The sequence below is a fragment of the Methanothermobacter thermautotrophicus str. Delta H genome, assembly GCF_000008645.1.
Taxonomy (GTDB): domain Archaea; phylum Methanobacteriota; class Methanobacteria; order Methanobacteriales; family Methanothermobacteraceae; genus Methanothermobacter; species Methanothermobacter thermautotrophicus.
Genome location: NC_000916.1, coordinates 1436216 through 1462373 on the forward strand (window position 1 = coordinate 1436216; position 26158 = coordinate 1462373).

Annotated in this window: 27 protein-coding genes, 1 tRNA gene and 1 pseudogene; 10 read left to right on the top strand and 19 right to left on the bottom strand. The window is 50.2% G+C overall.

Annotated elements, in window-relative coordinates:
* Window positions 1–24: 24 nt before the first annotated feature.
* The 5 genes from MTH_RS07505 to MTH_RS07525 all read right to left on the bottom strand — a co-directional run bounded on the left by MTH_RS07505 (window position 25) and on the right by MTH_RS07525 (window position 4709).
* Window positions 25–309 (bottom strand): DUF2097 domain-containing protein, encoded by a 285-nt coding sequence (locus MTH_RS07505; RefSeq protein WP_245942885.1) that lies wholly within the window; start codon window positions 307–309, stop codon window positions 25–27.
* 45 nt (window positions 310–354) lie between these two features.
* On the bottom strand, window positions 355–2037 hold the full coding sequence (locus MTH_RS07510) for a DUF128 domain-containing protein (protein WP_048061091.1): 1683 nt from the start codon (window positions 2035–2037) through the stop codon (window positions 355–357).
* Window positions 2038–2110: 73 nt separating this feature from the next.
* Window positions 2111–3439, bottom strand: coding sequence for a type I glutamate--ammonia ligase (gene glnA / locus MTH_RS07515; RefSeq protein WP_010877179.1), 1329 nt, complete (start codon window positions 3437–3439; stop codon window positions 2111–2113).
* Window positions 3440–3513: 74 nt separating this feature from the next.
* Entirely contained in the window at window positions 3514–4269 is a 756-nt protein-coding gene (locus MTH_RS07520; RefSeq protein WP_010877180.1) for a HesA/MoeB/ThiF family protein, read from the bottom strand.
* Between the two features lie 331 nt (window positions 4270–4600).
* A tRNA-Met gene (locus MTH_RS07525) sits at window positions 4601–4709 on the bottom strand.
* Between the two features lie 113 nt (window positions 4710–4822).
* Between MTH_RS07525 and MTH_RS07530 the strand changes: the two genes are divergently transcribed.
* Both MTH_RS07530 and MTH_RS07535 read left to right on the top strand, forming a co-directional pair.
* Window positions 4823–5812, top strand: coding sequence for a hypothetical protein (locus tag MTH_RS07530; RefSeq protein WP_143485789.1), 990 nt, complete (start codon window positions 4823–4825; stop codon window positions 5810–5812).
* An 18-nt stretch (window positions 5813–5830) separates the two neighbouring features.
* Window positions 5831–6652 (top strand): methanogenesis marker 8 protein, encoded by an 822-nt coding sequence (locus tag MTH_RS07535; protein WP_048061092.1) that lies wholly within the window; start codon window positions 5831–5833, stop codon window positions 6650–6652.
* Window positions 6653–6654: 2 nt separating this feature from the next.
* Here MTH_RS07535 and MTH_RS07540 read toward each other — a convergent pair whose 3' ends face one another.
* A complete protein-coding gene (locus MTH_RS07540; RefSeq protein WP_048061093.1) occupies window positions 6655–7032 on the bottom strand; it encodes a CBS domain-containing protein in 378 nt (125 codons plus the stop codon).
* Window positions 7033–7079: 47 nt separating this feature from the next.
* Between MTH_RS07540 and thiC the strand changes: the two genes are divergently transcribed.
* The 6 genes from thiC to MTH_RS07570 all read left to right on the top strand — a co-directional run bounded on the left by thiC (window position 7080) and on the right by MTH_RS07570 (window position 12158).
* A complete protein-coding gene (thiC, locus tag MTH_RS07545) occupies window positions 7080–8354 on the top strand; it encodes a phosphomethylpyrimidine synthase (protein WP_010877184.1) in 1275 nt (424 codons plus the stop codon).
* A gap of 72 nt (window positions 8355–8426) precedes the next feature.
* Window positions 8427–8705: a glutaredoxin family protein gene (locus MTH_RS07550; RefSeq protein ID WP_010877185.1), complete on the top strand. Its 279-nt coding sequence runs from the start codon at window positions 8427–8429 to the stop codon at window positions 8703–8705.
* Window positions 8706–8713: 8 nt separating this feature from the next.
* Window positions 8714–9169: a ferredoxin-thioredoxin reductase catalytic domain-containing protein gene (locus tag MTH_RS07555; RefSeq protein WP_010877186.1), complete on the top strand. Its 456-nt coding sequence runs from the start codon at window positions 8714–8716 to the stop codon at window positions 9167–9169.
* A 14-nt stretch (window positions 9170–9183) separates the two neighbouring features.
* Window positions 9184–9966, top strand: coding sequence for a helix-turn-helix transcriptional regulator (locus MTH_RS07560; RefSeq protein WP_010877187.1), 783 nt, complete (start codon window positions 9184–9186; stop codon window positions 9964–9966).
* A gap of 66 nt (window positions 9967–10032) precedes the next feature.
* Window positions 10033–11709 carry an ATP-dependent DNA ligase gene (locus tag MTH_RS07565; protein ID WP_048061094.1) on the top strand — a complete coding sequence of 559 codons (1677 nt, stop codon included), beginning with the start codon at window positions 10033–10035 and terminating at the stop codon, window positions 11707–11709.
* Between the two features lie 35 nt (window positions 11710–11744).
* Window positions 11745–12158: an exodeoxyribonuclease VII large subunit gene (locus MTH_RS07570; RefSeq protein WP_010877189.1), complete on the top strand. Its 414-nt coding sequence runs from the start codon at window positions 11745–11747 to the stop codon at window positions 12156–12158.
* Here the strand turns inward: MTH_RS07570 and MTH_RS07575 are convergent.
* Window positions 12155–12670, bottom strand: a complete 516-nt coding sequence (locus MTH_RS07575; protein ID WP_048061095.1) for a beta-class carbonic anhydrase — start codon at window positions 12668–12670, stop codon at window positions 12155–12157. The genes MTH_RS07570 and MTH_RS07575 overlap by 4 nt on opposite strands.
* 599 nt (window positions 12671–13269) lie before the next feature.
* Here MTH_RS07575 and MTH_RS10100 point away from each other — a divergent pair.
* Both MTH_RS10100 and glmM (MTH_RS07585) read left to right on the top strand, forming a co-directional pair.
* Window positions 13270–14127: a hypothetical protein gene (locus MTH_RS10100; protein ID WP_238374192.1), complete on the top strand. Its 858-nt coding sequence runs from the start codon at window positions 13270–13272 to the stop codon at window positions 14125–14127.
* A gap of 112 nt (window positions 14128–14239) precedes the next feature.
* On the top strand, window positions 14240–15607 hold the full coding sequence (gene glmM / locus MTH_RS07585) for a phosphoglucosamine mutase (protein WP_010877192.1): 1368 nt from the start codon (window positions 14240–14242) through the stop codon (window positions 15605–15607).
* 4 nt (window positions 15608–15611) lie between these two features.
* Here the strand turns inward: glmM (MTH_RS07585) and MTH_RS07590 are convergent.
* The 12 genes and pseudogenes from MTH_RS07590 to mtnP form a co-directional block, all read right to left on the bottom strand.
* Window positions 15612–16741 (bottom strand): annotated as a pseudogene (locus MTH_RS07590) (tetratricopeptide repeat protein).
* 39 nt (window positions 16742–16780) lie between these two features.
* Window positions 16781–17473 (bottom strand): anaerobic ribonucleoside-triphosphate reductase activating protein, encoded by a 693-nt coding sequence (locus tag MTH_RS07595; RefSeq protein ID WP_048061096.1) that lies wholly within the window; start codon window positions 17471–17473, stop codon window positions 16781–16783.
* Between the two features lie 5 nt (window positions 17474–17478).
* On the bottom strand, window positions 17479–18579 hold the full coding sequence (gene hisC / locus MTH_RS07600; RefSeq protein ID WP_048061097.1) for a histidinol-phosphate transaminase: 1101 nt from the start codon (window positions 18577–18579) through the stop codon (window positions 17479–17481).
* A gap of 52 nt (window positions 18580–18631) precedes the next feature.
* Entirely contained in the window at window positions 18632–19087 is a 456-nt protein-coding gene (locus MTH_RS07605; RefSeq protein ID WP_010877196.1) for a gamma carbonic anhydrase family protein, read from the bottom strand.
* Window positions 19088–19091: 4 nt separating this feature from the next.
* Complete coding sequence (gene glmU / locus MTH_RS07610; protein WP_010877197.1) at window positions 19092–20363, bottom strand: bifunctional sugar-1-phosphate nucleotidylyltransferase/acetyltransferase; 1272 nt, start codon at window positions 20361–20363, stop codon at window positions 19092–19094.
* Between the two features lie 4 nt (window positions 20364–20367).
* The gene (gene glmM / locus MTH_RS07615) at window positions 20368–21717 is read right to left on the bottom strand and encodes a phosphoglucosamine mutase (protein ID WP_010877198.1); all 1350 of its coding nucleotides are present in this window, start codon (window positions 21715–21717) and stop codon (window positions 20368–20370) included.
* Between the two features lies 1 nt (window position 21718).
* On the bottom strand, window positions 21719–22948 hold the full coding sequence (locus MTH_RS07620; protein ID WP_010877199.1) for a 2,3-bisphosphoglycerate-independent phosphoglycerate mutase: 1230 nt from the start codon (window positions 22946–22948) through the stop codon (window positions 21719–21721).
* A gap of 30 nt (window positions 22949–22978) precedes the next feature.
* Window positions 22979–23662: a TIGR00297 family protein gene (locus tag MTH_RS07625; RefSeq protein ID WP_010877200.1), complete on the bottom strand. Its 684-nt coding sequence runs from the start codon at window positions 23660–23662 to the stop codon at window positions 22979–22981.
* Between the two features lie 21 nt (window positions 23663–23683).
* Window positions 23684–24271 (bottom strand): 30S ribosomal protein S3ae, encoded by a 588-nt coding sequence (locus MTH_RS07630; RefSeq protein WP_010877201.1) that lies wholly within the window; start codon window positions 24269–24271, stop codon window positions 23684–23686.
* A 205-nt stretch (window positions 24272–24476) separates the two neighbouring features.
* On the bottom strand, window positions 24477–24731 hold the full coding sequence (locus MTH_RS07635) for a NifB/NifX family molybdenum-iron cluster-binding protein (protein ID WP_010877202.1): 255 nt from the start codon (window positions 24729–24731) through the stop codon (window positions 24477–24479).
* Between the two features lie 72 nt (window positions 24732–24803).
* Complete coding sequence (locus MTH_RS07640) at window positions 24804–25376, bottom strand: flavodoxin family protein (protein ID WP_197538709.1); 573 nt, start codon at window positions 25374–25376, stop codon at window positions 24804–24806.
* Complete coding sequence (mtnP, locus tag MTH_RS07645; protein ID WP_010877204.1) at window positions 25315–26157, bottom strand: S-methyl-5'-thioadenosine phosphorylase; 843 nt, start codon at window positions 26155–26157, stop codon at window positions 25315–25317. Before mtnP ends, MTH_RS07640 begins: the two co-directional genes overlap by 62 nt.
* Window position 26158: the final 1 nt, after the last annotated feature.

The following is a 26158-nucleotide window of genomic DNA, read 5'->3' on the forward strand; positions in this document are numbered from 1 at the left end:
AATGGCTGCATTCACAGTATCACCTCATTCATCAACTGCCTCGATCAGGCATACCCCACCTTCACATTCATGTTCAAGTTCGATGAGGTACTCCTTCAGCTTCTCAACATCAATTGTTGTAAGGCCCTTTATCATATCACTGTCGATCTTTATCTGCAGAACCCCTGCGTTGTTGGTGACGACCTTTCCAGGTATATACACACGGCCGAGGGATAGTCTCACGGTATCCCCGGGCTTCACCTCCTCCTTTATGTACCTGCAGAGTTCCTCACAGGTTGCTATTCTATTTTCCTTTTTCAAAGAGATCACCTTCCACTGGATTATATGCACCTATGGTGCTTATAAAAATAAGGTTTACACTTCATCCACATATCTGAATTCCCTGAGATCCATGAGTCTCTCGATGGCCTTCATCCTTATCTCAACACCCGCCTCTCTGACAGCTGCAAGGGGGTTCAGGCCGCCGGGTGTGACTATACCTGCGTGATACTTCTCCACACGGGCATTGTACAGTATCTCGCCGGGGACGCCGATTTTGAGCACACTGAATCCTGCTTCAGAGAGTTCTTCAATCAGGCCCTCAGCATGGTCCCTTGCAAGGTACGGGACCTCCCTCAGACTCGCAAGGACCCTGCCCTGTCCATTGAGGGCTTCAAGGACCGCAGTCATATTCTTTGATACGTAGATCTCATGGGGGTCAAGGGAGGAACCACTGTAGGCTGTGAGCTCAACAAAGCGGGGGGCCCTGCCGCCGACCTCAAGCAGACCCCCGTACTTTGGTGTGGACATGATACCGCTCTTTATCAGTACACCATCCAGTGTGAGACTGCATACAGTTGCAATTCCAGCCATGCCCCCCTCATCGGTGACTCCTATCATGGGGAGGGTGGAGAATTCTGGCCTCTCACTGAGAACCTGACCTATGACTTCAAGGGCATAATCCAGATCATCCCTGCTTATGAGGGATATGTTGGCTATAACCCTCCCTGAAAGGTCCTCTGGATTTAAATCCACTCTGTTTATGAGGTTCCAGGCCTTTGACAGGAGGAAGCGGACCTTGACACCCCTTTCAGGTGCAGAAACCATTAACTTTCTCTCAGGCTTTACAAGGGGCTTCAGGCTCTGGAATTCTATGAGGTTCTCTGCCAGTTTAATTTCTGCACGGTAGCCGGCCTCCTGGATGGCGCAGAGGGGAGTTATACCCCCTATGATTGCAACACCCACCATTCCATCTGCAACCGGGACACCCAGGACGTCCTCTCCGGGTTCTCCAACCTTGAGCACCCCTGATATCCCGATTCCCTCAAGTTTCCTCAGAATTTTCACGGCGTCCTCCCTTCCGGTCCCTGGCACGAGGCGGAGATTTGCCGGTACCAGCCCATCCCCCTCCTCAATGACACTGAGAACCGAGGTCATGTTCTCTGAGGTGAAGGCCTCCAGGGGTGTCATCGATGTTTTCTTGTAGGCTATGAGCTCTGTGAAGTTCACTGGCTGATGGTCCTCAAATCTCACAAGGCCCCCGAACTGGGGTATGACAGGTATGCCACTGGCGAGCAGGATGCCGTCGACGGTTGTCCCGCATATGGTGCTTATTATGCACCCATCACCATCCCTTTCAAGCTTAACCCTTGGGCTGAGGCAGAGCCCATTTCTCATAACATGTTTGAGGGTCTCAATGGACCGGGGGGATATCCTTGACGTGTTAACGACAACCTTCCCCTCGAGGGTGTCAGGGTTGAAGCTTGTATTGTATATCATGCTCTCAAACTTTGAGAATATGAAATCGACCTGGTCATAGACGAGGCCACGGTTTATCTCCTGCAGCCCCTTCTCTGTTATTCTCCTTCCAGCATAACCAACCCTTTCTGTGAAGCCCTTTTCGTCAAGTATGCGCATGTGGTATCTGACGGCCCGTTCCCCGAGGTTGTACCCTTTCTTCCTGAGTTCAGATGCTATTATCTTTGCCCCGAGGACATCATCATGCTCTGCAAGGATCCTTAAAATCTCCATCATCTTCTGGTTGGTCTCATCAGCCATCAGAAACACCATATAAAAAGTAGGGGGAGGGTTTATTTAAAGGTTAAGAAAAAAAGGAAGTAAATTTTGAGGCTTAGATGTCAAGGTACCTTTCAAGTTCGTACTTGAAGACCCTCACACGGTAGTCGTCCCATTCCCTGTGCTTGATCTCCATGAACTTCTCGTAGACGTGACCACCAAGGGCGCCCTTGATGACATCATCCTCCTCTAGGGCATGGTATGCCTCCCAGAGGCTTGATGGGAGTGTCTCGATGCCCATCTCCCTGAGCTCACTCATTGATTTTTCATAAACGTCGATCTCGGTTGGTTCACCGGGGTCGATCTTGTTCTGTATACCGTTCATACCTGCCTCCAGCATGGCTGCAAATGCAAGGTATGGGTTGCATGATGGGTCAGGCATCCTTAACTCGACACGTGTACCCTTTCCACGTGATGCAGGGATCCTGATGAGGGTTGACCTGTTTTTAAGGCCGTAGGCAATGTAGACCGGTGCTTCATAGCCAGGGACAAGTCTCTTGTAGGAGTTGACTGTTGGAGCACAGACAGCTGTGAGCGCAGGGGCGTGTTTCAGAAGCCCCCCTATGAAGTACAGGGCCTCCTCTGAGAGCTGTGTCTCTGTGTCAGGGTCATAGAAGACGTTTTCACCATCCTTGAAGAGGGACTGGTGGCAGTGCATACCGCTACCGTTTTCACCAAAGAATGGCTTTGGCATGAATGTTACCATGTACCCAATCTTGTCGACTATGGCCTTTATGGCCTGTTTGAAGGTTATAACTGCGTCTGCTGTCTTCAGGGCCTTGTCGAATTTGAAGTCTATCTCGTGCTGTCCAGGAGCAACCTCGTGGTGGCTGACCTCAACGTCGAAGTTAAGGGCCTCAAGGTCCATGACGAGTTTTCTCCTGAAGTCGGTTCCCTGGTCCACCGGTTCAACATCGAAGTATGCACCGCAGTCGTGGGGTATTATGTTGCCATCCTCGTCCTGGTCGAGGATGAAGAACTCTGGTTCCGGTCCGACATTGTATTCATATCCAAGGTGGGCGTACTTGTCGAGGGCCCTCTTGAGGACGTACCTTGGGTCCCCTTCGAAGGGTTTTCCGTCTGGCCAGTATATGTCACAGATGAATCTGCACACACCCTTTTCCTCTGGCCTCCATGGGAGTGTTGAGAAGGTGTCGGGGTCAGGTTTCAGGACGAGGTCGCTCTCGTTTATATCCACGAACCCCTCAACTGATGACCCATCAAAGAGGAGACCGTCCTTTATTATGTCCTCTATCTGGTCTGGCCTTACCAGGGGTATTGCCATATTCTTTGGTTTTCCGTGTATGTCCACAAACTGAAGGCGGACGAATTTAACGCCGCATTCATCCATTTTAGCTATTATTCTTCCAATCTTATCTGACATGGGTTATGCCTCCATGGCATGAGCTTAACTTCACCGGAAGTAACTTTCCTTCTACTGGTTTATATATTTTTTGTTCAGGATAGTTCAACAATTTTAAATGGTTCGCCCTGAAAGAGATCAAACTTTAACATTCGGGGGGCGGCTATCACATCACCCCTCCCTGTGATCAACTTGAGAACCTCCGCTGCCTGGAGGCAGCCGGTGATATTTGCCACGGGACCTATCACCGGAGGTGTTTTTGATGATAGATCTCTGAGCTTCGCCTTCACATCAGCTGTGAGCTCAAGGCCCACAGATGGCAAACGGAAGAGTTCCTCATAGGATGGTGATCCCTCCCTGAATACAGTTACCTGACCCATGGAGCCATGTATGGCGCCGTGAATGAAGGGTATTCCCTCTGATGTGCACCTCCTTGATGCAATCACCCTTGATGTTATGTTATCAAGGGCATCAACCACGGCATCGCTGCCAGGTATTATTTCAGCTGCATTTTCTTCATCGAAGATTTCATGATAAACCTTGACCCTGCTGAAGGGGTTTACGGTGCGAATACGCTCCGCTGCAACATCAACCTTGGGGATCCGGAGGTCCCTGAAGCTGCTCATGAGCTGCCTGTTGATGTTCGAGACGTCAAAGACGTCACTGTCAATTATTCTGAGACTGCCCACACCCATCCGTGCAAGCATCTCAACTGCAGCGCCACCTATACCTCCGCAGCCGATCACAGAAACAGTGGAATCCTTGAGCTTTAACTGGTCTGCCCTTGAAAGTAAACCCATCTGCCGGCTGACCATCTCCCAGTAAGCCATACCCTCATATCTCTCAGGCATTCAAACCCTCTTTCATGTTCTTGCATAATACTATGTGTGTGTTGATATAAATCATGAGGGGGTCATCCTGTAGGACCACAGCCTTATATCTGCTTGCAGCATGAGCCTATCACTGGAGATCCTGTGGGAAAGATTCTTCAGATCAGTGAAAAGCAGATGTCTGGGGCGGTCCTCTGGAGCCATTCTGAAATCGAAAAACAGTTCGGTTCAGGGAAGGGGTTTTATTATCTCCAATTTAAAGAAACGTGATTTTTGTTTTTTCAGAAGAATTCATCTTTTCTGTTTTAAGGATAAAAAAGTTTTTTTTGAATGCAAAAATGGGGGGTTAAAGTGCCGGGGGCGGGATTCGAACCCGCGGCCTCACGGTATCCCAGGAAAAAGTCAGAGCACTGCTTAATACCCTATGAGCCGTGCGCTCTAACCAGCTGAGCCACCCCGGCATGACTTATACAAGATCAGTTTTCATCAAATTTAAACTTTTCTGTCAGGGGTGCAATCATTATTATGAAATGCCACCATAATTATATATGAATTTTCTTTGCGGGGGTTTAATGTGTCTGATGATCTTGATTTCTCAGAGGGGGCCTGTGGGATATGTCATGCAGTCCTCGCAGATATCTCCAGGACCGGCTTCATGGTTGAAACAGCAGAGTACCCTGAGGGTGTCAGGGCCAGGATAACTGACCCTTCAGGGGATTCTGTGGGGGAGGGTTCGGATATAACCTGGGCCCCGGCGATACTCGAGGCCGAGATCAATGCAGGATTTCTGGATGACGAAGCTGCAGATAAACTCTCGCCCTTCCTGACAGGCAGGAGAGACCAGATACGGGTTGCAGAGATGTCTGGCTACGGGAGGGTTGTTAACACAGCCTCCATGATAATATCTGATATCTGGTCGGCTGGGGGTTCAGTTGAGGTCAGAAGGGACGGCCCTGGCATAGAGGTCATACTATACTCTGCAGAAGGTGATGAAATTGTATCTGCAGCATCAGGTTTCTGCCCGGTCTGTGCAGTAAACATAGCAGCTTCAAGGGTGCCATCAATCAGGAGGAGGATGGCATCCAGGAAATCCAGAAACACGGGAATGGAAAAGTATGAGAGAGGGGTGACCGGCAGGGTCGCCTGGAGGAGGAACAGGATCCATGTATCCCTCCTTGAGAATGGGGAGGTCATCGGCAGGAACTGGGGGTGCTGCATAGCCTATGCAACGGTGAGGGCGGAGATAGATGCTGGATTTGGAAGCAGCAAGTGGAACCGCATCTTTAAGAATTACTGTGACCTCTGTCCCCTGAAACATTTCTGGTTCGGGAAATCCATGGGTGCCCTCGGAAACAGGATACTTCAGAGGATGACCAGGGTCGGTGTGAGGGAACATGTAAGGATGGAAGATTATATAACTGTGGATATCCTATCTGGTGATAGGAGGGTTGGATGTGGTATAGGAACGCTCTGCTCATTCAGTGCAACCGTCAATGCACTCCTGAGATCCGATGCTTCCCTCATCCTGAAACCGGACCCTGCCGATGGGTTTCCGTACCCCTAAGCTGTTGAGGTGTTCGCTGTGGGTGAACATGTAATAGAGGCCCTGGGAAAAAGTCGTGTCACCGTGAGGAATGGAAGGGTGGTTGATGTATCCGAACCACTTATCGATTACTGTCCCCTCTTTCATAAGTACCGGGGCATTGAAAAAATCACATCTGAGGCTATCCGTCAAAATATTGAGTTTCGCATTAAAGATTTTGGCATGTGCACAGGTAATCGTGAATTAAGAATGAGGGATTTTCTATCATTTGGCATTTCTGAGATAATCTCAACACTCATCGAGGAGGGCGAGGTGGACGCAGCAGTCATGGTATGTGATGGTGCAGGCACAGTCATAGTCACCGAACCCGAACTTGCACAGGGAATCGGGGGCAGGATATCAGGAGTGGTGGAAACATCACCTGAGGATGAGGTTATAGGATCCATAGGACCAGAAAAGGTCCTTGACCCCGAAAAAGCCACGATAGACCAGGTTAAGGGGGTTGAAAGGGCCTTTGAGATGGGCTATGATAGGGTTGCTGTCACCGTGGCTGACCCGGCAGAGGCAGAGAGGCTGAGGGAAATGGATGGAGGCGAAATCTACATATTCGCCGTTCACCTGACCGGGATAGACTACAGGGGCGCCGAGAAAGTGATTAACACAGCCGATGTTGTAACATCATGCGCATCAAAATACATAAGAAGAATAGCTGATAGAAGGGCGCTGCTGAAGGTAGGATCAGCCATACCGGTATATGCATGCACAAAGAATGGTAAAAGATTCATTGAACTCAGAATTAAAAGGATGGGTGGTATAAAGGATTCAGGGAAAGGTTCAGGCTCCCCGCAACCACTGGTATGAAACTAGAGATAATCTGCAAGGGCCTTTATTATGCAGCTCTGGGTTATCAGTCCAACCAGTCTACCATCCCTGACAACCGGTATCCTCTGATATCCGGTATCTGCCATTATACGGCTTATCCTGCTTATAGGAGTTTCCTCATCAATCACAACAAGGTCCTGGCTCATTATGTCCTTCACCCGAAGCTTCAGGGCCTCGCCACCGGCAAGCAGAATGTCCCTGTGGGTTATGAGCCCAACAAGTTTATCACCCTCCACAACAGGGACACCACCCACGTTCGCACGGACCATCTTGAGGTTGGCGGCTGCGACAAGGTCATCGGGGTGGGAAACAATAACATCACGGAGCATTATATCCCTTGCACGGAGCTTCCTGATCATGAAATTATTTTTATGGATATTCATATATTAAGATTGAGGGATCCAAAGTGACTCAGATGGAAGAAGCAAGAAAGGGCAATATAACCCCTGAGATGGAGGAGGTTGCCCGGAAAGAAAACCTGGACATTCAGATGCTTATTAGGGGTATTGCAAACGGTCGAATTGTGATACCCTCCAATATTAATCGGGAATCATCACCCTGCGGCATAGGGGAAAATCTTTCAACAAAGATCAATGCAAATATCGGTTCATCCTCAAAAATGGAGGACATTGAACTGGAGGTTGATAAGGCACTTGCAGCTGTCGAATACGGTGCAGATGCTGTCATGGACCTCAGCACAGGCCCCATGCTGAGGGATGTCAGGAAAGCGGTCCTGGAGGCTGTTGACGTTCCTGTGGGCACGGTACCCATCTACGAGGCCGGTGTCGAGGCCTTCATGTCAGATGGAGCCGTGGTGGACATGGATGAGGATGACATGTTCAGGGCCATAGAGAACCAGGCCCGGGATGGGGTTGACTTCATGACCGTGCACTCAGGAATCACCCTGGAAACCGTTGAAAGGGCTCAGAGATCAGGGAGGATAATGGGAATAGTTAGCCGGGGAGGAGCATTCCTTGCAGCCTGGATAATGCAGAATCAGGAGGAGAATCCTCTCTACAGCAACTATGAGTACCTCCTTGAAGTGGCCTACGAGTATGATGTCACACTCAGCCTCGGGGATGGCCTCAGGCCGGGGTGCCTGGCAGACGCTTCTGATATACCCCAGATCAGTGAGCTCCTCACACTTGCAGAACTCGTTGAGAGGGCACGTGATGCAGATGTTCAGTGCATGGTTGAGGGGCCCGGTCACATGCCCCTTGACCAGATAGCCGCCAACATGAAGATACAGAAGGAGGTCTGCGACGGCGCACCCTTCTATGTCCTTGGACCCATAGTCACAGACATGGCACCGGGTTATGACCATATAAGCGCAGCCATAGGCGGGGCCGTCGCTGCAATGAACGGGGCGGACTTCCTCTGTTACGTCACACCGGCAGAGCACCTGGCGATACCGGGGGTTCAGGATGTTATTGAGGGTGTCATTGCATCAAGGATAGCTGCCCAGGCTGCAGACGCCGCCAGAAAATTACCGGGCGCATGGGATTCTGAACTTGAGATGGCTGATGCAAGAAGGTCCTTTGACTGGGATAAACAGTTCAAACTGGCCTTTGACTCAAAAAAACCATATGAATACAGGATGCAGTGCCCAATTGAGGATTCAGAGATGTGCTCAATGTGTGGCGAATACTGCGCCCTCAGGATACTGCGTGAAGACAGATGAATCACAGCCTCGATCCTTAACATGCTGGTAAGGGTTAATAGAGATCAGAACCATAATTAAACTGGTGGTCCTATGGGATTCGAGCATGTTGAAGGTACTGAAAGGGGCAGTGTAAGGCTATTTGCACTCAGCACATGTGGATGGTGCAAAAGGACACGGGAGCTGCTGGAGGAACTTGGGGTGGCCTACGATTATATATACGTCGACCTCCTTGAGGGTGAGGAACGTGAGAATGTAATTGAGGAGCTTAAGAGGTGGAACCCATCCCTCTCATTCCCCACACTTGTAATAAACGATGAGGAAGTGGTGGTGGGATTCGATCCACTCTCAATAAAATCATCCCTCAGGTAGGGATCATCATGAAGGATGAACTCCAGGAACTATACAGAGAGGTTAGGGAATCAGCAGAGAAATCAGGTTATAAGCTTAATCCTGACAGGGAATTCGTCATGGAACTGCTCAGGGGGATGCTGGTTAACAGGAAAAGATATGGCTATGATTCCTGCCCCTGCAGACTCGCATCAGGCAACCCCGAGGAGGACAGGGATATAGTGTGCCCCTGTGATTACAGGGATGATGATATTGAGGAATACGGGACATGCTACTGTGGACTCTATGTCAGGGATGAGGACGTTGAGTTCAGATCCATACCCGAGAGGCGGGGAAAGAGTAGAGGTCCTGGCAGGGCACCAGCCGGCCTTGACATACCTGTGCTGAGGTGTCGCATCTGTGGTTATCTCTGCGCAAGGAAGATCCCTCCGGAACCCTGCCCCATCTGTGGCGTGGCAGGAAAATTCCATGTTTTCATTGAATAGAGGAGTGCATTACCTTGCTGGAAGCCTTCACTGAAGTCAGAAAGGATATCAAATTTCTTTTCTCATCCGAGATAAGGCTCAGGGTTTTAATGGCCCTCATGGACGGTCCAATGGAACTCTCTAAGATGAGGTCCATCATAAAATCAAGTTCATCAACTATTCTCCATGCCATATACCAGCTCGAGGACAAGGGGCTGGTCTGCAGGGTCAACCGTAAGTATGAACTATCATCAACCGGCAGGATAATATCTCTGAAGGTTCAGGGGATTATAAGGACAATCTCGGTGATCAGGGAACTCTCGGATTTTCTGCTTGACCATGACCTTGGATCCATACCCGAATCACTCCTCTACAGCATAGAATCCCTTGAGGGAGTATCACTCCTCGAGGCAAAACCCGAGAACCTCACAGAGCCCTATGAGGTAGTTACAAAGAACGTCATGAACTCCGGGAGGGTCTGGATCCTTTCAGGCGTTCACCACCCCTTCTACGGGGACCTCCTGAAAGCGGGGATAAAGACCGAGATGATCCTCTCAGAGAATGTTGTGGATGCAATTGAACATGTTGAAGCTACGGAAAATGTTAAGATCAGCACCATCGATTCTGAACTGAGGTTCAGCCTCATAATAACGGAGACGGCAATGGCCCTTTCCCTATTCATGTCTGATGGCCTCTATGATCCCGTGAGATTCCTCTTTTCAAGGGATGAAGAGGCCGTTGGATGGGCCTGGAAACTCTTCAAACACTTCAGGGACATGGCGGAAGCGCCAGCAGACAAGGATGACTGTGAATTGTAGGTGCTGAAGAATGGTTTTAAGGTCGATGGGAGTTTAACGGTTCAGATTACTTAGGGGATGAAGGAATTGCTCTATATGGAACTTGCAGAGGTATACCACAGACTTGAATCAACCACAAAACGCCTTGAAAAGACTGAAATACTTGCGGAACTCCTGAGGAGTGTTGATAAGGAACTTCTGCCCGATGTAACAATACTGATGCTTGGCAGGGTGTTTCCAATCTGGAGTGAGGAGGAACTTGGGGTTGGCATAAAGCTGCTCATGAAGGCAATATCCCTGGTTGTGGGGGTTTCGATGGATGAAATCGAGGACGAAATAAGGGAACAGGGTGATATAGGCCTTGCAAGTGAAAAACTATTCTCCAGAAAAACTCAAACAACCTTTTTTTCACAACCCCTGACAGTGGAATTTGTTTACAGCAGACTGAAGGCCCTGGCATCAGCTTCTGGTGATAGGGCACAGTCAAAGAAGATAAACATACTTGTTGAGGTCCTGTCCCAGGCAAAGCCACTGGAGGCACGCTATATAACAAGGACGGTCCTTGAGGAACTGAGGGTTGGTGTTGCAGAGGGAATCATAAGGGACGCCATTGCCCGGGCCTTTGAGGTTGACCCGGCACTCGTTGAAAGGGCCCACATGCTCACAAATGACCTGGGAATGGTGGCCGCAGTTGCAAGGGAGGAGGGCGAGCCTGGACTTGGAAGACTCAACCTTGAACCGGGAAGACCCGTGAAACCAATGCTGGCACAGCTTGCCAGCAGCATAGAATCTGCCATAACGGAGCTTGGAAGGGCCTTCTGTGAAACCAAATATGATGGTATACGTGTTCAGATACACAGATGCGGGGATGAGATATCCATCTTCACCAGGAGACTTGAGAACATCACCGCGGCGGTCCCCGAGATACTTGAGGGTGTTGAGGAGGCCCTTCCAGCCGATGACTACATAGTTGAGGGGGAAATAATAGTCACCATGGATGGGAGGCCAGCCTCCTTCCAGTACATACTCCAGCGTGTCAGAAGAAAATATGATGTGGAGAGACTTACAAGGGAGGTTCCCCTCTCACTGTTCCTCTTTGATGTCCTCTACCACAGAGAACCCCTCATCGATGAACCCCTCCGGCACAGAAGGGAGGTCCTTGAGTCAATACTCTCAGAAATACCTGGAAGGGTTGAGGCGAGTCGCATGGTTGATGTGGGCCCGGATAACCTGAATGATGCTCTATGGCTCTTCGAGGAGTCAATAAGAGAGGGACATGAGGGTATAATGATAAAGGATACGGAGGCGCCGTATATACCGGGTATAAGGGGTAAAAAGATGCTTAAGTTTAAGGCAGAACCAGAGACCCTGGACCTCATTGTGGTCGGTGGCACCTATGGCAGGGGTAAAAGGGCACATCTGGTGGGATCCTATCTCCTGGCAGCCAGGGATGAGGATAGCGGGGACCTTGTTACGGTTGCACATGTTGCAACGGGGCTTGACGATGAGACGCTCCAGCAACTCTCAGAGAGGATGGAAAAACTTGCCATTGAGAGGAAGGGACGGAAACTCTTGGTCAGGCCAGAAATAATACTTGAGGTCGCCTACAGTGAGATAGTGAAGAGTCCTGAGTATGAAAGCGGTTACTCCCTGCGTTTTCCAGTGGTGAAACGTATAAGGGACGATCTGTGCCTGGACGATGTTGATACAGTTGGACGTATAGAGTCCCTCTTCCAGTCCGGACAGCCAGACCAACCAGGTTAGTAATATTTAAATAGTACAAAGTAATAATTACTTTTATGGGAACCCTTCTGGATGACAGGAAACTGCTCATAATATCAGCCATGCTGGGACTCGCCGGCTTCACCGGAATGATAATCTCTTCGGCGACCCTCACACCGGACCCTATTAAAATAGCTCAGATTGACAGGGGCATGATTGACAGGAAGGTTACGGTCGAGGGCACAGTGGCTGATGTCCGCGAATCAGAACACTCGGGAATCATATTCCTGAAAATAAATGATGGCACCGGCACAATAACGGCTGTTATATTCGAATCAACAGCAGAGACAATAAAGAGGAATGGCCCTGCCCCCATACTGCTGAAGGGGATGAGAGTGCAGGTAACCGGGAGGGTGAAGGAGTACAGGGGATTACTTGAGGTGGCCGTAGAGGAACCTTCAGGTTTGAGGCCTCTCCCTGGTTATGGTTAATCTTCATCAAGGTAAAGTGGCTTTAATCTCCCTGTGTTTATGTCTATTATCAGTCCGTGGACCCCTATGGATTCTGGTATGAGGGGGGATGACTTCAGCCTCTTAACACCCTCAATCACATTCTCTTCCTCATCACCAACTGGATTCAGCACATCTATACTGAAATTCTCGATGACCTCCTCCTCAACCCCGAGCTCCCTCATCCTTGAGACTATGAGATCCTCATCAAGGCGTGCCATCCCACAATCGGTGTGCCCGACTATGATGATCTCATTCACACCCAGGGCGTATATGGCAACTGCAGCGGATCTTATAACCCCATCATCCACAATGTTACCCGCATTCTTTATTACCTTCGCATCACCCCTCCCGATCCCAAGGGCCCTCTCAAGGAGATCTATAAGTCTCGAGTCCATGCATGTGATGATACACAGCTTCGGGGAATGTTTTAGATCTGAGAGATCCCGGAACCTGAAGTCCTGATTTTCTCTGAGGATATCTTTAATAATCATGCTAACAAACCTCATCTACATTAGTTAGCTATTACCTAATTAATTTATGGAGGGAGAACATGGATATCGGGAGGAAGAGGGATGTATTCCTAATCATTTTACCGGCACTATGTGCATTTGCCCTGGCTTTAATACCCACCTTCAGGTACACTGTTCCACTGACATGGGATGTCTATTACCATATACATAATGCCACCCTTTACATGGGGAGGGGCATCGTGTTCTGGGATCCTCTAACCTCCGCCCCCCACGGGAGACCCCTATATTATCCACCCCTCTTTCACATAATGCTGCTTTTTCTCAGTAAAATAACCGGCCTGGGTTTTTTCACAGTCTCCAGATTCATGCAGCCGGTGTTTGCATTTCTCATTCTACTGTCATTTTCATATGTGTCAGGAAAACTCTACGGACCTCTGGCAGGATTCTTAACAGGCATGTTCCTATTTTCAAGTCTATTCTTCATGAGGATGATGTTCCCGATCCCTGAGTCCCTTGCGATGATCTCCATCCCCCTCTTTGTTTATGGATACTACAGGTCCATGGAATGTTGCTCAAGACTTTACCCTGTTTTAACAGGCTTGCTCCTGGGGTTAATGTTAATGACCCATATCCTTTCTGCCTCCATAATTTTAGCAGTGGTTACTCTCTCAACCATTGTCCTTTACATTGGAAAATATGATATCAGACCATGGAATCTATTAATAATCCTCGGGTCCGGCCTTTTACTTGCATCGGTCTGGTATGCACCCCTTATAGTTAAATACGGTTTTGTATTCAGGTCACCGGCGACCAGTTCCCTGCCTCTAGAGGGATACATCACCCATCTGGGGGTTCTGCTCACAATCCTTTCACTGGCAGGAATTGTTCATGCGGCTGGACGGAGGGAGAAAAAGGATGTTATAATGGCTGTCTGGACTGTATTCGTCCTGGCACTTACAGCTGCCTACCTTCTGGGTTTGAAGGTCCTCTCGGACAGGATACTGTACTTCGCCCTCTTCCCGATGGCAACACTGAGTGCAAATCTTTTCAATTCAATACGAATAAATAATGGCAAATGGTCCTTTTACGCCATTATTTTGCTTATATCCCTTTACTGCATCTATGATGGTTACTCCCTTGCAAGCTCCATAAAACTCGAGGTTTCAGATTCTGAACTCGATATTGCAGAGTGGTTCAGGTATAACGGAGACCATGCAACTGTTGTTGTGTCTGACTACCACATCCAACCAGCCATAGTTGCAGTTTCAGGGCAACCGGTCTCGGCGGGCGGCTATGCGCCAGGAACCATCCGTTCAATCAACGTGGAAAAATATATCAGCAGCTTTAACTATACGAAGCATGATATAATGAGGGATCGTGTGGGATACATAATCCTGGATAATGAGGAGAGGACTCCCCCCTACTCCAGACTTGTTTACAGGAACCGGGACTTTTCTGTTTACAGAGTGAATGTCTGACTTTATTCATTGAGGTAATGTGATTAAAAATTCATACGGAGTGAAGGTCTGACTTTATCCATATTGGTGATTAACAATTCAAATATTATCCAGTGAATGGGGCTGTTAAAAAATGAAGAAACTATTTGGCACATTCGGAGTTAGAAGACTTGCAAATGAGGTTTTAACACCTGAATTCGCATCAAAGCTTGCGGCAGCATACGGTTCAACTGTAGAAGGGAAAATAGCTGTTGGAGGAGATACAAGGACATCCACTGTAATGATAAAGAATGCTGTCATATCCGGCCTTCTTTCAAGCGGATGTGATGTTGTTGACCTGGGAATACTCCCAACGCCAGCCGTTCAGTATGCAGTCAGAAAATATTATGATGGAGGGGTTATCGTAACGGCGTCCCACAACCCCCCACAGTACAACGGTATAAAATTCGTTGACTCAGACGGCATAGGCATCCCTGATGACCTGGAGGAGGAAATAGAAAGGATATTCTTCAGCGAAGATTTCAGGAGGGCCTCCTGGGATAAAATCGGAAACCTCACATCAAACCCCTCCATAATCAGGGAGTACCAGGACGGTGTCATAGCGAGGGTCGATGCAGAGGCCATCCGTAGAAGGAAATTCCGGGTGGTGGTCGACTGTGGCTGTGGAGCAGCGTCCTACACCATGCCCTACATCCTCAGGAGGCTCGGATGTCAGGTGATAGCACTTAACTCTCAGCCTGATGGTTTCTTCCCGGGCCGTGACCCTGAACCTGTCCCTGAGAACCTCTCGGAGCTGATGGAGACTGTGAGGTCAACCGGGGCTGATCTGGGCATAGCCCACGACGGTGACGCAGACAGGACAATATGTATCGATGAGAGGGGAGAATTTGTCCTCGGCGATAAGACATTCGCCCTTGTTGAGAAGAGGATGCTCCAGGAAAAGGGTGGAGGCATAATAGTCACCACCGTCGCAACATCCTCAGCAATATACGATATAGCATCAGAGAACAACGGAGAGGTAATAACAACAGCTGTAGGGGACCTCCTGGTGGCAAGAAAACTTAAAGAGACAGACGGACTATTTGGAGGCGAGGAAAACGGTGGATTAATATTCCCCGACTTTGTATACGGGAGGGACGCAGCCCTCACAGCCGCCACGATACTCGAGATAATGGCCCATGAGGACAGGCCACTATCAGCGCTTGTATCGGAACTACCCGCATATTACTCCAGTAAGAGGAAAATAGAATGTCCCGATGAAATTAAAGGGGATGTGATGGACCTGGTAAGTAAGATGCTGGCAGATGAGGAGGGTGTAAGGGACATAGATACCACAGACGGTGTTAAAATATTCAGTGAAGCCGGGTGGGTCATAATAAGGCCCTCAGGGACCGAGCCAATATTCAGATGCTTCGCAGAGTCAGAGACACAGGAGCAGGCAGATGAAATGGCCCGCTGGGGCATATCCCTGGTCGAGAGGGCCATGGAAAAACTGAAATAGCTGTTTAGAGGTTCTCAAGGCACTCCTCACGGAGTATCCCGGCATCCTCATTTTTCGGGTTTATCATCAGGGCCCTGTTGAAGGCCTCAAGGGCCTCATCGAATCTTTCAAGTTCAAGGAGGGCAACCCCCATGTTGGTCCAGTAGACATCGTTCTCTGGTTCCATTTCAATGGCCCTCCTGTAGCATTCAAGGGCCTCATTGAATCTTTCAAGTTCAAGGAGGGCGTTACCCTTACGGTTCCAGACATTGGGGTCCTGTTCATCCTCAAGGGCAAGCTCAAGGGCACTGTTGTATGATTCTATGGCTTCTTCCATCCGCCCGAGGTCAGATAGCAGGTTTCCCCTGGCAGTCCAGACCTCGGCGTTCCGGGGGTCAATTTCAAGGGATCGCTCATAGGATTCAAGGGCCTCCAGGGGTTTTCCTGCAACCTCAAGCATCACACCCCTCCAGTAGAGGAGGTCCGGGTCGTGTTTTATTTTCAGAGCCCTTTCACTAGCCTCAAGGGCCTCATCCACCCTCCCGGCGTTCAGGAGGGTTATGGCCATGTTATTCCATATGTAGGGGTTCTCAGGTTCTATCATTATGGCCCTCCGGTAATTTTCAAGGGCCTCATCGAATCTTCCCAGCCTTGTGAGGTTGTCACCGAGTCTGTTGAGTATGTAGACGTCGTTGGGGTCTATCCTGAGGGCCGCGGTGTAACATAGCTCTGATTTACTGAATTTACCTGAATCAAAGAGTATGTCCGCCCTTCTTGTTATCATGGCCTTCTCATCGATTCTTTTACCTTCCCATTCATCCACAGGAAGTTTTCTGAACCTTATCACCTGGAACTCGGTATCATCCGTGAGTTCACCTTGGTACATCCTCTGGAATTCCTCTTCGAGCTGTTTGGCGTCCCTGAAACCATCCTCCCTGGCCAGCTCATCGTTCTCTCTGAGTTCCCTGAAACTCACGGTTTCAACGTCTGTCACCACAGCTTCGAAGACCTTTTCACGGTCCTTTGAGACGAGGTTCCAGTAGCAGTGGAGCCGGTCGCCGACCTGAGGGGCCTCTTCCACTTGCGCCTTATAGTCATGGTCCTTTTGCCTGTTACAAGGTCAATGTCCCTGCTGCTGAATGAGAGTATGGGCAACGGGTCTCCACCTCCTGGATTCTCTTAGAGGGTTATCATCTAGATCTCTTCTTCCCCGAATTCCTCTGTACGTATTTTAACCATTCTGAATCTGTCTCTGACCCTCATTGCAATCTCCCTGAGTCTCCTGGGTGATGGGGGCTCTGTTTCTCTGAGTGACTCATCAAGGACGACCCTGTTCCTGAACTGCTGCAGGACATAGACATCACATTCGATTGACTCTGCAATCATCTCTATGTCCTCTTCCCCCATGAGACCCGGGACGAAGGTTGTGCGGCACTCCACTGTGACACCCGAATCCCTGAGGATCTCAAGGCTCCTCATCACGCCCCCGGCACAGGCACCGGCAAGTTCAGGGTACCTGTGGAGGGGGGCCTTCACATCAATTGCAACATAGTCAAGAGTGGGGCAGTAGCCTTCAAGGGCTTCAGGATATGAGCCATTGGTATCCAGTTTCGTTGCAAGTCCCAGGGAACGTGCATGTTCAAGGACAGTTTCGAGGGCATCGACCTGGAGGAGGGGTTCACCCCCACTCACCACCAGGGCTTCAACGAATTCTGAGTACCTCTCCACATCATCAAGGACAGTTTCGAGGTCAACTTCATCACCCCCATCTATGAGTTCAGGGTTGTGGCAGTAGGGGCACCTGAAGTTGCAGCCGGCAGTGAATATAACGAGCGAGGTTTTTCCGGGATAGTCGAGGGTTGAAACTGCCATTGAACCAATCTTCATTGGAATCACTGAACCAGTTCACCCAGGACCTCAAGGAACCTTCTATCCTCTTCAAGGGTGCCGACACTGACACGTATCCAGTATTCATCAAGTCCTGTGAAGGAAGTGCAGTCCCTCACGATTATACCCTTCCTTAAGAGTTCTTCTGAGAGTTCGGCAGCGGTCCTGCCTGTCCCCCTCACGTCAATCAGTATGTAGTTTGCATATGATCTGAAAACCCTCAGTTCCGGGAATTTCTTTAACCCGGAGTAGAGGTACTCCCTGCTTTTTATTGAGTACTCGGTGGATTTTTTTATGTAATCCCTGTCCCTGATGGTTGCAAGGGCAGCTGCATGGGATAGCCTCGTGAGGCTGAAAACCGGCTTTACACGGTGCATGTACTCTATTATCTGTGGGTCCCCGAGACCATAACCTATCCTCATACCTGCAAGTCCCATCACCTTTGAGAATGTCCTCAGGATAAAGAGGTTTTCATGGTCAGGGAGGAGGTCAGTGTTGTCCACACCTGCAAATTCGGTGTAGGCCTCATCAACAACCACCAGGGTATCTGTTGACTCCAGAACAGCCCGGATGTCCTTCTTATCTATGAGGCCCCCGGTGGGATTGTTGGGTGTGCAGAGAAAGACGAGGCGGGTTGATTCATCAACCGCATCCAGGACCGATTCAAGGTCGAGGCGGTTCTCGTTGACGTCCCACCGTGCATGGACAGCCCTTGCATCATGGGCCTGGAGCGTGTACTCATAGTACATGTAGGATGGCATGGGCACGACGAAGGACTCCCCCGGTTCAAGGAAGGTCCTCCCCAGGACATCGATTATCTCATCGGCACCATCACCACCCACTATAACCTGATCCATCCCAACCCCTGCGTAGTCTGCTATGGCTTCCCTGAGGTCGGTCAGGGCTGACTCGGGGTATCTGTGAACCGATTCAAGTTCACGCTCCATGGCCTCCACCGCGGCGGGTGATGGGCCCAGGGGGTTCTCATTGGATCCAAGTTTAATTATCTCATCCTCTTTAAGACCATAGGCATCTGCAATTTCCTTTATGGATCTTCCAGGTACATAGGGTTCAATATCATTGATCTTATTCCGAATCTTTACCATAGAACCACTCTTGAGTTTCATACAATCTCGGTTAACTCAGGTCACTGGAGAGTTATTCACGTGCCAGCAGAGCATACCTCCGGGCATTATCCCTTATTGACTCTATCTCCTCATCACTGAGTTCTCTCACAGCCCTTGCAGGAGTCCCGATTATCAGGCTTCCAGGGGGGAATTCCTTACCCGAGGTTATCACCGCCCCGGCTCCGACGATGGAGTTCTCTCCTATAACGGCACCGTTGAGGATGGTGGAGTTCATACCTATGAGGACATTATCTGCCACAATGCACCCGTGGAGGACCGCGGCGTGGCCCACAGATACGCAGTCACCAACCCTGACAGGGTATCCGCGACTTGTATGGACTACGCAGTTGTCCTGGATGTTTGAGCAGCGCCCTATCTCGATGGGTTCAAGGTCGCCCCGCAGGACGGCATTGTACCATACAGAGGAACCATCACCGATCCTCACATCCCCCACTATCCTGGCACCATCAAGGACTCTGAAGCCCATCCTATCACCTGTACTCCATTGTAGTGTGCTCCTGCCTGAGTATCACCAGTCTGTCTGAGGGCACATCCCTCGATATCACACAGCCGGCACCTATGCAGGAATCCTTCCCCACCTTGACACCGGGGTTGAAACTTGAGTTTATACCTGTCTTGACACCATCACCGAACACAGCCCCCAGTTTCCTCCGACCGGTTTCCACGACATCATCCTTTACCACCATCCTGACGGGGCCATCATCAAATCGCAGATTGGCTATGTTGGTACCTGCAGCTATGTTACAGTTCATCCCTATAACGGAATCCCCCACATAGCTGAGGTGGTTGATGTTTGTACCGTCCATTATGATTGAATTCTTGACTTCGACGGCGTTCCCTATACTTACACCGTCCCCTATACAGGTATGGGCCCTGAGGTAGGAGTTGGGGCCTATATCGCAGTTTCTGCCTATGTAGACCGGTCCCTGGATGTAGGTGCCTGACCTTATAATGGTGCCCTCGCCAATGGCAACAGGGCCATGTATGGTCACACCATCCTCCACATCACCCTCCACGGAATCCTCAAGGTCCTTCATGAGCCTTTCACTTGCCTCAAGGAGTTCCCATGGTCTGCCAACATCTATCCAGTCCCTGTCTGATATTATGGCCCTCACAGGGAGGTCATCCCTCACCTGCATCATTATGGTGTCTGTTATCTCGTATTCTCCCCTCCTGGATAGGGGGGTTCTCTCTATATAATCAAAGACGGCCGGGCTGAACACGTATATGCCTGTGTTTATGAGGTTCCCTGCCCCTGCATCGGGGCCTGGTTTCTCTATGATCTCCCTTACACGGTCCCCCTCAACCTTAACGACCCCGAAGGAGGAGGGGTCCGGGACCTCCCTGAGGACCATCAGTGTTTCGGGTTTCCTCTCATGGTATGACCCAATCAGGTCGCCCATGAGCCCCGGATCCGTGATGATGTCCCCGTTAAGTACAATGAACTCATCGTCTATAAGCTCTGAGGCCTGACCTATGGCATGAGCCGTTCCAAGGCGTTCCTCCTGCCTTACGTAGGTTATATTGACTCCTGATCCGGATCCGTCGCCGAAGTGGGACCTGACGGCCTCCTCATGATAGCCTGTTATCATCACGATATCATGGACACCGTTGTCCCTGAGGGCATCCACACTGTACTGTAGTATGGGTTTACCTGCAACTGGCAGCATGGTCTTGGGCCTTGTGAGGGTGAGGGGTCGCATCCTGGTCCCCTCACCTGCTGTTAGAATAACTGCCTGCATTCCATCACCCTATCACATTTTCAAGGTAACCGCGGGTCCTTTCATGTATATACCTGGCCTTCTCCTCTGTCTTTCCCTCCAGGGTGATCCTGATGTAGGGCTCTGTCCCTGATGGTCTCACAAGGACCCAGCTCCCATCATCGAGGGATATCCTGACGCCGTCGATGGTGTTAATATCTGATGTCTCGCTGAACTGGTCACTGAGCTCAGCAGCTACCCTCTCCATTATGATATCCTTCTTCTCGTCGGGGCACGGGACCTTGTCCCTTATGTTGGGGTAGGATGGCACCTCCTCAAGCAGCTCTGAGAGGGGCCCCCTTGCTGATACAAGTTCCGCCACCCTGAGGGCTGAGAGTATCCCGTCGGGGCACATGCAGAAATCAGGGTGCAGCCAGGTACCTGAGGGCTCACCTCCGAACCTGGCCCCCTCCTCTGCAATGGTGTTGGCCACATGCACATCACCCACACGGGTCCTTATGACTTCGCCCCGGTCCCCCAGGCATTCATCAACACAGAGGGACGCATCAACGGTTGTTATTATTTTACCTCCAATCTCCCTTGCCATGAGGGCCAGGAGCTTATCGAAGCTTGCGAATCGTCCCTGGTCGTCGATTGCAACCATCCTGTCTGCGTCACCGTCGTGGGCTATGCCCAGATCAGCCCCGGTTGACCTCACAGTCTCCATCAGCTCCGAGAGGTTCTCAGGGACCGGTTCAGGGTCACGGCCCGGGAAGAAACCATCAGGCTGAGAGTTAAGGGTTATGACCCTGCAGCCGGCCTTCCTGAATATGAGGGGAGACAGGTGGGATGCTGCGCCGCACCCTGAGTCAATGACGACCTTGAGGGGTTTTTTAATCTCCACGGTTTCGAGTACCGCCCTGACATAGTCATCCCTCATATCAACCGTGGTTATGGACCCCAGTTCATCCCAGGCCTTCCTTTTGAAGTCCCTGCTGTGTATTATGGACTCTATGACCCTCTCCTGCGATGGTCTGTAGGCCATCCCGTCAGGGTTCCAGAGTTTTATCCCGTTGTAGGGGGCGGGGTTATGGGATGCGGTTATCATCACACCAGCAGCTGCACCCAGACGGGATGCTGCGTAACCCACAAGGGGTGTGGGGACCATTCCAAGGCGTGTAACATCACAGCCACATTCTACTATCCCGGCGATCAGGGCATTCTCCAGAAGCTGGCTGGATGTCCTTGTATCGTAGCCCACAACAACCTCCCCATCACCACCGAGGTGGGTTGCCAGGGCCTTCCGGTGTTCAGCTGTCAGTTCCAGTGTGACCTTCTCTCCGAAGCGGCCCCTTATACCTGATGTACCGAAGAGTCGCGGTTTTTTCTCCTTCATCTTAAGCCCCGAATTTTTCCTTTTTGTTCATGAGGTCGAGGAGTATGTCCATGACATCGGATCCCCGTATCCGGCAGAGACCACCAGCCGCGGCGGCCCTCTCACTGAAGGATGTGACATCATCAACACGGACCTCCGGCCCGGTTATGGCGATGGGCACAGGGTCACCTGTGTGGTCCATGACAGATACAGGTGTTGAGTGGTCCGCCGTTAGTATGAAGTAGATATCATCCCCCATCAGGTCCCCGAGGATGGAGTCGACCCTCTCAATGAAACGGACCTTTCCCTCGAGGTCGCCGTCGTGTCCAGCCTCATCAGCACCATCGATGTTTATGAGGAGGAAATCGTAATCAGCGGCAATTGCACTGGATATGGCGTTCTTTATGCTCTCAAGGTCTGTGTCTATTCCCCCGGTGGCCCCCTCAACGTCTATCACATCCATGCCTGTGAGGTGCCCTATACCCTTTATGAGTCCTGTTTCGGCTATGCACGCCGCCTTCAGATCGTAGCGTTCCTGGAATTTCTCAACATGTGGAACGGCACCTGCCCCCCGTGGGAGTATTATGTTTGCAGGGGCCTCACCCCTTTCGATCCTCCCGGTGTTGACCGGGTGGTCCCTCAGGATTTCATAGGATTCCTTAACGATCCTGTTGAGGACCTCAGCTGTCTTCCGGGATTCAGGGGATCCATCAAGTGCCTTTATCTTCTTCGGAGGTTTTCCCTCCACCTTGGGGTCTGCATCTGAGACCTTATCCCCGAGTCCGGGTCCCCTCAGTACAAGGACTGCCCTGTGACCTGTTGATTCCCTGAATATTATTTCAACGTCCTCAAAGCCCTCAATGGTCATTGAATTTATCGTCCGGGCTATACTTGAGGTTCCTGACCTTATACGTCCGGCTCTCCTGTCTGTTATTATCATATCCTCGTCTGCAGTTGCGAAGTTGCACCTGAATGCGATGTCCCCTGGCTTCACATCAAGGCCAACACCAGCGGCCTCAAAGGGTCCCCTTCCGGTGTAAACCCTGTAGGGATCATATCCGAGGATTGAAAGGTGCGATGTGTCGCTCCCCGCCCTCACACCGGGTTTTATGGGGTCCATTATACCGTTAATACCTGACTCTGCTATCCTGTCCATATTGGGGGTGCTGGCGGCCTCGAGAGGTGTTCTGCCTGAGAGTTTCTCAAGCGGGCGGTCAGCCATCCCGTCTATTATCATTATTACCCCTTTCATGATTAACCCACCTTCCTAGATTTATGATCTCTATCCTAAAATAATTCCTATAACTGCCCCTGTAACTGTTGCAAGGAGGTTCACATGTTCATTGGTGAGGTACTTCCTTCTTTCAAGGACTGCACCCAGAAGACTGTCCATGAAGCAACCCACAGTCCCTGCAATCACAGCCACCTTCATTGATTTGAGGGGATCAGGGCATACACCAAGTAAAAATGCTGATAAACCAATTATACCTGCTCCCGCTATACCAGCAGCGGTTCCAAGGGATGATATGCCTCCATCGGTCCCGGGTTCCACCCTCTTAAGTGTTGTTATGAGTCGCGGTGTCTGCAGAACTCCGATCTCACTCGCCATGGTATCGGCGGTGGCGGTTGCAACGGATCCTATGAAGCCCCCAACAAAACCGTCATAGTATCCAAAGGCAGCCATTATGAAGGGCACTATCCCATTCGATATAACGTTCTTGGCGCTTCTGGTTCCCTCAAAGACACCAAGCTCCTTCTTGTATTCATGTCTGTACTTTGTTGATAGGAGGCCAAGAACGAGGAAAATAAAAATAAGAAGGAGCCAGTTAAAACCGGCGGATAATATTATGAGAAGACCCATAAGGATCATGAAAAGGGACCCCCATACATCGAGGGCACCTCTATAGTAGGTTAAGAATCCAATGAATACGCACAGGAGTACGTATCCAATGTTGAGGTCTATCATGAGGGGTCCCGATCCATTTGATTAGGCTGGTTCCTCCAGAACCCTGCTCTTTATTATTTCAACCCTCTTGAGGGGGTAGATCTTCTTGGCCTGGTGGTATATTTCTGAGGCTATTTTTCCTGTTACAATACCCTCCACGAGTTCCTCAAAGGTCTTCTCTGAGGCGATTTCTCTGAGGTGTTCCTCTATGCTCTGCCTCATGTACTTCTGCTGTGAGGACTTCGCCCTTCGGATTGTTATGGCCAGGGGATGGACCTTAAGTTTGTAACCATCCTTTGTTTCAACTATAACCGGGGCATCGACCCTGCTCGTACCCCTCCTTATCATGCTCCTGACGTAGTCCGTCGTGACCTGGTGGCCTATGAACCTGGTTGTGGCCTCACTGCCGGCGACGCTGTCTATCTGGAACTTCAGCTTAACGTACTGCTTTGAGAAGTCTCCGGTCAGTTCCCTCATGGTGGCTTCAACCCTCCTCTTGAGGAGGAAGTCAGGGTCCCTTGAGGGTGTTGTTCCTATCTCGTTTTCTCCAAACAGTTTAGGACTTTTTATCACATACCATTTCTTTTCTTTCCATGTATCACGTACTCTCCTTCTTCGAGCCTTTGCCATTATATCACCTTAATCTTTAACACCGTAAAAACAGCTGGATTTAACATAAATTCAAAAAATTCATATTTAACTGGTTAACCATGATTTAGAGTTACATACACCGCCAGTATGGAATACTCTATAATAGGATAAGGGAGTATTTAAATCTTGACATGGTGGTTTGGGGTGCTGTGTGGTCATGAATATGAACAGCCAGTTATGCGGGTTACACTGACTTCATGAATTCGGTGTGCCTGATCCACCTTTCAAGCACTTCCTCAACCGGGCCCTCATCGGCCACGAATTTTATACTGGCATCCTCAATCCCGACCTTACCCCTGAGGCCGGCCTGGACAGCTATTACAACATCACAGTCTCTGATGGCATCAAGGGCTTTCATCCACTGATGTTTCCCGGGTTCAGAGATTTCAACGGTCCGCCTCTCAAGAAATCTTGGTTTACCCCCACTGTATTCATACACAAGGAACTGGGAGGCCCTCCCGAAATGGAGGTCAACCTCCTCCCCCTGGAGGAGGCCAGTGCTATCCTCATCTTAAGAACCGCCATTTATCCTTTTTATGAGCTCAGCCACGTTTTCTCCGAAACGTCTTATGGTCTCAATTCCCTCACTGTCATCTTCAACCTCGCCGGGGGCCCATCCAAATACCATGTTCCAGTAGGTTGAACCCGGTACTATCATGTCGTTTATGAAGTAGAACATCAGGAGTTCCTGTATGGTCGCGGTGTGGCCTCCGCGCCTTGCAACCGCAATGGGGCCACCGACCTTCCAGCTCAGGAATCCGTCTGAGGCCCTTGAAACCATCCCGATCCGCTGCAGCGCCGCCATCAGGTCGCCTCTGGCGGTTCCAAAGTAGACAGGGGTTGCAACTATGAAACCCTCGGAGTCACGTATCCTGTCGATTATATCGTTGAGGCCGTCATCTATCCTGCAGCGGTGCTTCTTCGCACAGCTCAGACAGGCCCTGCAGGATTCGATTTTCATTCCACGGAGTGATATTATATCTGTTTCAACACCATGGCTCTCTATAGCATCCCTGCAGTGCTCAAGGACCATCATGGTGTTGCTCTTCTTTCTCGGGCTTGCAGATATCATTAAAACCTTCATATAACTCCTCCTCATGATTATTAACGTCGGCACCTCTGAGTGCATGCTGACATGGACATGATTGCTCTGTTTTGAGGTCCCTGATTGCAGCATCAATGATGTCTATGAGATCATTCTTCTTCTCATCCATAATCTCGAAGACCTCATCTATGGTGAGCTTGCTGGGTGAAATGGACGCCGCATAGTTGGATACGAGGCATATGCTTGCATAGCACATCTCAAGCTCCCTTGCAAGGACGGCCTCTGGCAGTCCTGTCATGCCAACCACGGTGCCCCCAAGGGTCTGGAACATCCTTATCTCTGCAGGTGTTTCAAACCTGGGGCCCTCGGTGCACACGTACACCCCCCCATCAACCACACCTGATGATCCGCTGAGGGCGGAACGTATATTCCTGCAGTAGGGCTCTGTCATGTCTACATGCACTGTTTTCTCATCATAGAAGGTTGATGGACGGGACCTCGTGAAGTCGAGGAAGTCATGAGGCACAACAAAGTCCCCGGGCCCTATGGACCTTTTAAGAGACCCAACAGCATTTGTTGCTATTATCTGTCTGACCCCCAGCTCTTTGAGGGCCCATATGTTCGCCCGGTAGTTTACCATGTGCGGGGGTTTGTCATGGCCCGGTGAGTGCCTTGGTATGAAGGCGACCCTCCGCCCGTGGAGTTTGAATACGGATATTTCAGGGGTTTTGCCGTAGGGGGTGATGAGGGACCCCCTTCTCTCCAGCCTCCCGTATTCAGCCATCTCATATATGCCGGTACCTCCAATGATCCCTATCATT

Excerpts from the sequence above, each read along its gene's own strand:
- MTH_RS07540 (WP_048061093.1), bottom strand. The coding sequence starts at position 7,032 with ATGATCAGGAAGCTCCGTGCAAGGGATATAATGCTCCGTGATGTTATT.
- glmM (WP_010877198.1), bottom strand. The coding sequence starts at position 21,717 with ATGAAGGAGAAAAAACCGCGACTCTTCGGTACATCAGGTATAAGGGGC.
- MTH_RS07625 (WP_010877200.1), bottom strand. The coding sequence starts at position 23,662 with ATGATAGACCTCAACATTGGATACGTACTCCTGTGCGTATTCATTGGA.
- MTH_RS07555 (WP_010877186.1), top strand. The coding sequence starts at position 8,714 with ATGAAGGATGAACTCCAGGAACTATACAGAGAGGTTAGGGAATCAGCA.
- MTH_RS07605 (WP_010877196.1), bottom strand. The coding sequence starts at position 19,087 with ATGGGCTTCAGAGTCCTTGATGGTGCCAGGATAGTGGGGGATGTGAGG.
- MTH_RS07640 (WP_197538709.1), bottom strand. The coding sequence starts at position 25,376 with ATGAAGGTTTTAATGATATCTGCAAGCCCGAGAAAGAAGAGCAACACC.
- mtnP (WP_010877204.1), bottom strand. The coding sequence starts at position 26,157 with ATGATAGGGATCATTGGAGGTACCGGCATATATGAGATGGCTGAATAC.
- hisC (WP_048061097.1), bottom strand. The coding sequence starts at position 18,579 with ATGGTAAAGATTCGGAATAAGATCAATGATATTGAACCCTATGTACCT.
- glnA (WP_010877179.1), bottom strand. The coding sequence starts at position 3,439 with ATGTCAGATAAGATTGGAAGAATAATAGCTAAAATGGATGAATGCGGC.
- MTH_RS07570 (WP_010877189.1), top strand. The coding sequence starts at position 11,745 with ATGGGAACCCTTCTGGATGACAGGAAACTGCTCATAATATCAGCCATG.
- MTH_RS10100 (WP_238374192.1), top strand. The coding sequence starts at position 13,270 with ATGACCCATATCCTTTCTGCCTCCATAATTTTAGCAGTGGTTACTCTC.
- MTH_RS07630 (WP_010877201.1), bottom strand. The coding sequence starts at position 24,271 with ATGGCAAAGGCTCGAAGAAGGAGAGTACGTGATACATGGAAAGAAAAG.
- glmU (WP_010877197.1), bottom strand. The coding sequence starts at position 20,363 with ATGCAGGCAGTTATTCTAACAGCAGGTGAGGGGACCAGGATGCGACCC.
- MTH_RS07520 (WP_010877180.1), bottom strand. The coding sequence starts at position 4,269 with ATGCCTGAGAGATATGAGGGTATGGCTTACTGGGAGATGGTCAGCCGG.
- MTH_RS07550 (WP_010877185.1), top strand. The coding sequence starts at position 8,427 with ATGGGATTCGAGCATGTTGAAGGTACTGAAAGGGGCAGTGTAAGGCTA.
- MTH_RS07575 (WP_048061095.1), bottom strand. The coding sequence starts at position 12,670 with ATGATTATTAAAGATATCCTCAGAGAAAATCAGGACTTCAGGTTCCGG.
- MTH_RS07510 (WP_048061091.1), bottom strand. The coding sequence starts at position 2,037 with ATGGCTGATGAGACCAACCAGAAGATGATGGAGATTTTAAGGATCCTT.
- glmM (WP_010877192.1), top strand. The coding sequence starts at position 14,240 with ATGAAGAAACTATTTGGCACATTCGGAGTTAGAAGACTTGCAAATGAG.
- MTH_RS07620 (WP_010877199.1), bottom strand. The coding sequence starts at position 22,948 with ATGAAAGGGGTAATAATGATAATAGACGGGATGGCTGACCGCCCGCTT.
- MTH_RS07595 (WP_048061096.1), bottom strand. The coding sequence starts at position 17,473 with ATGAAGATTGGTTCAATGGCAGTTTCAACCCTCGACTATCCCGGAAAA.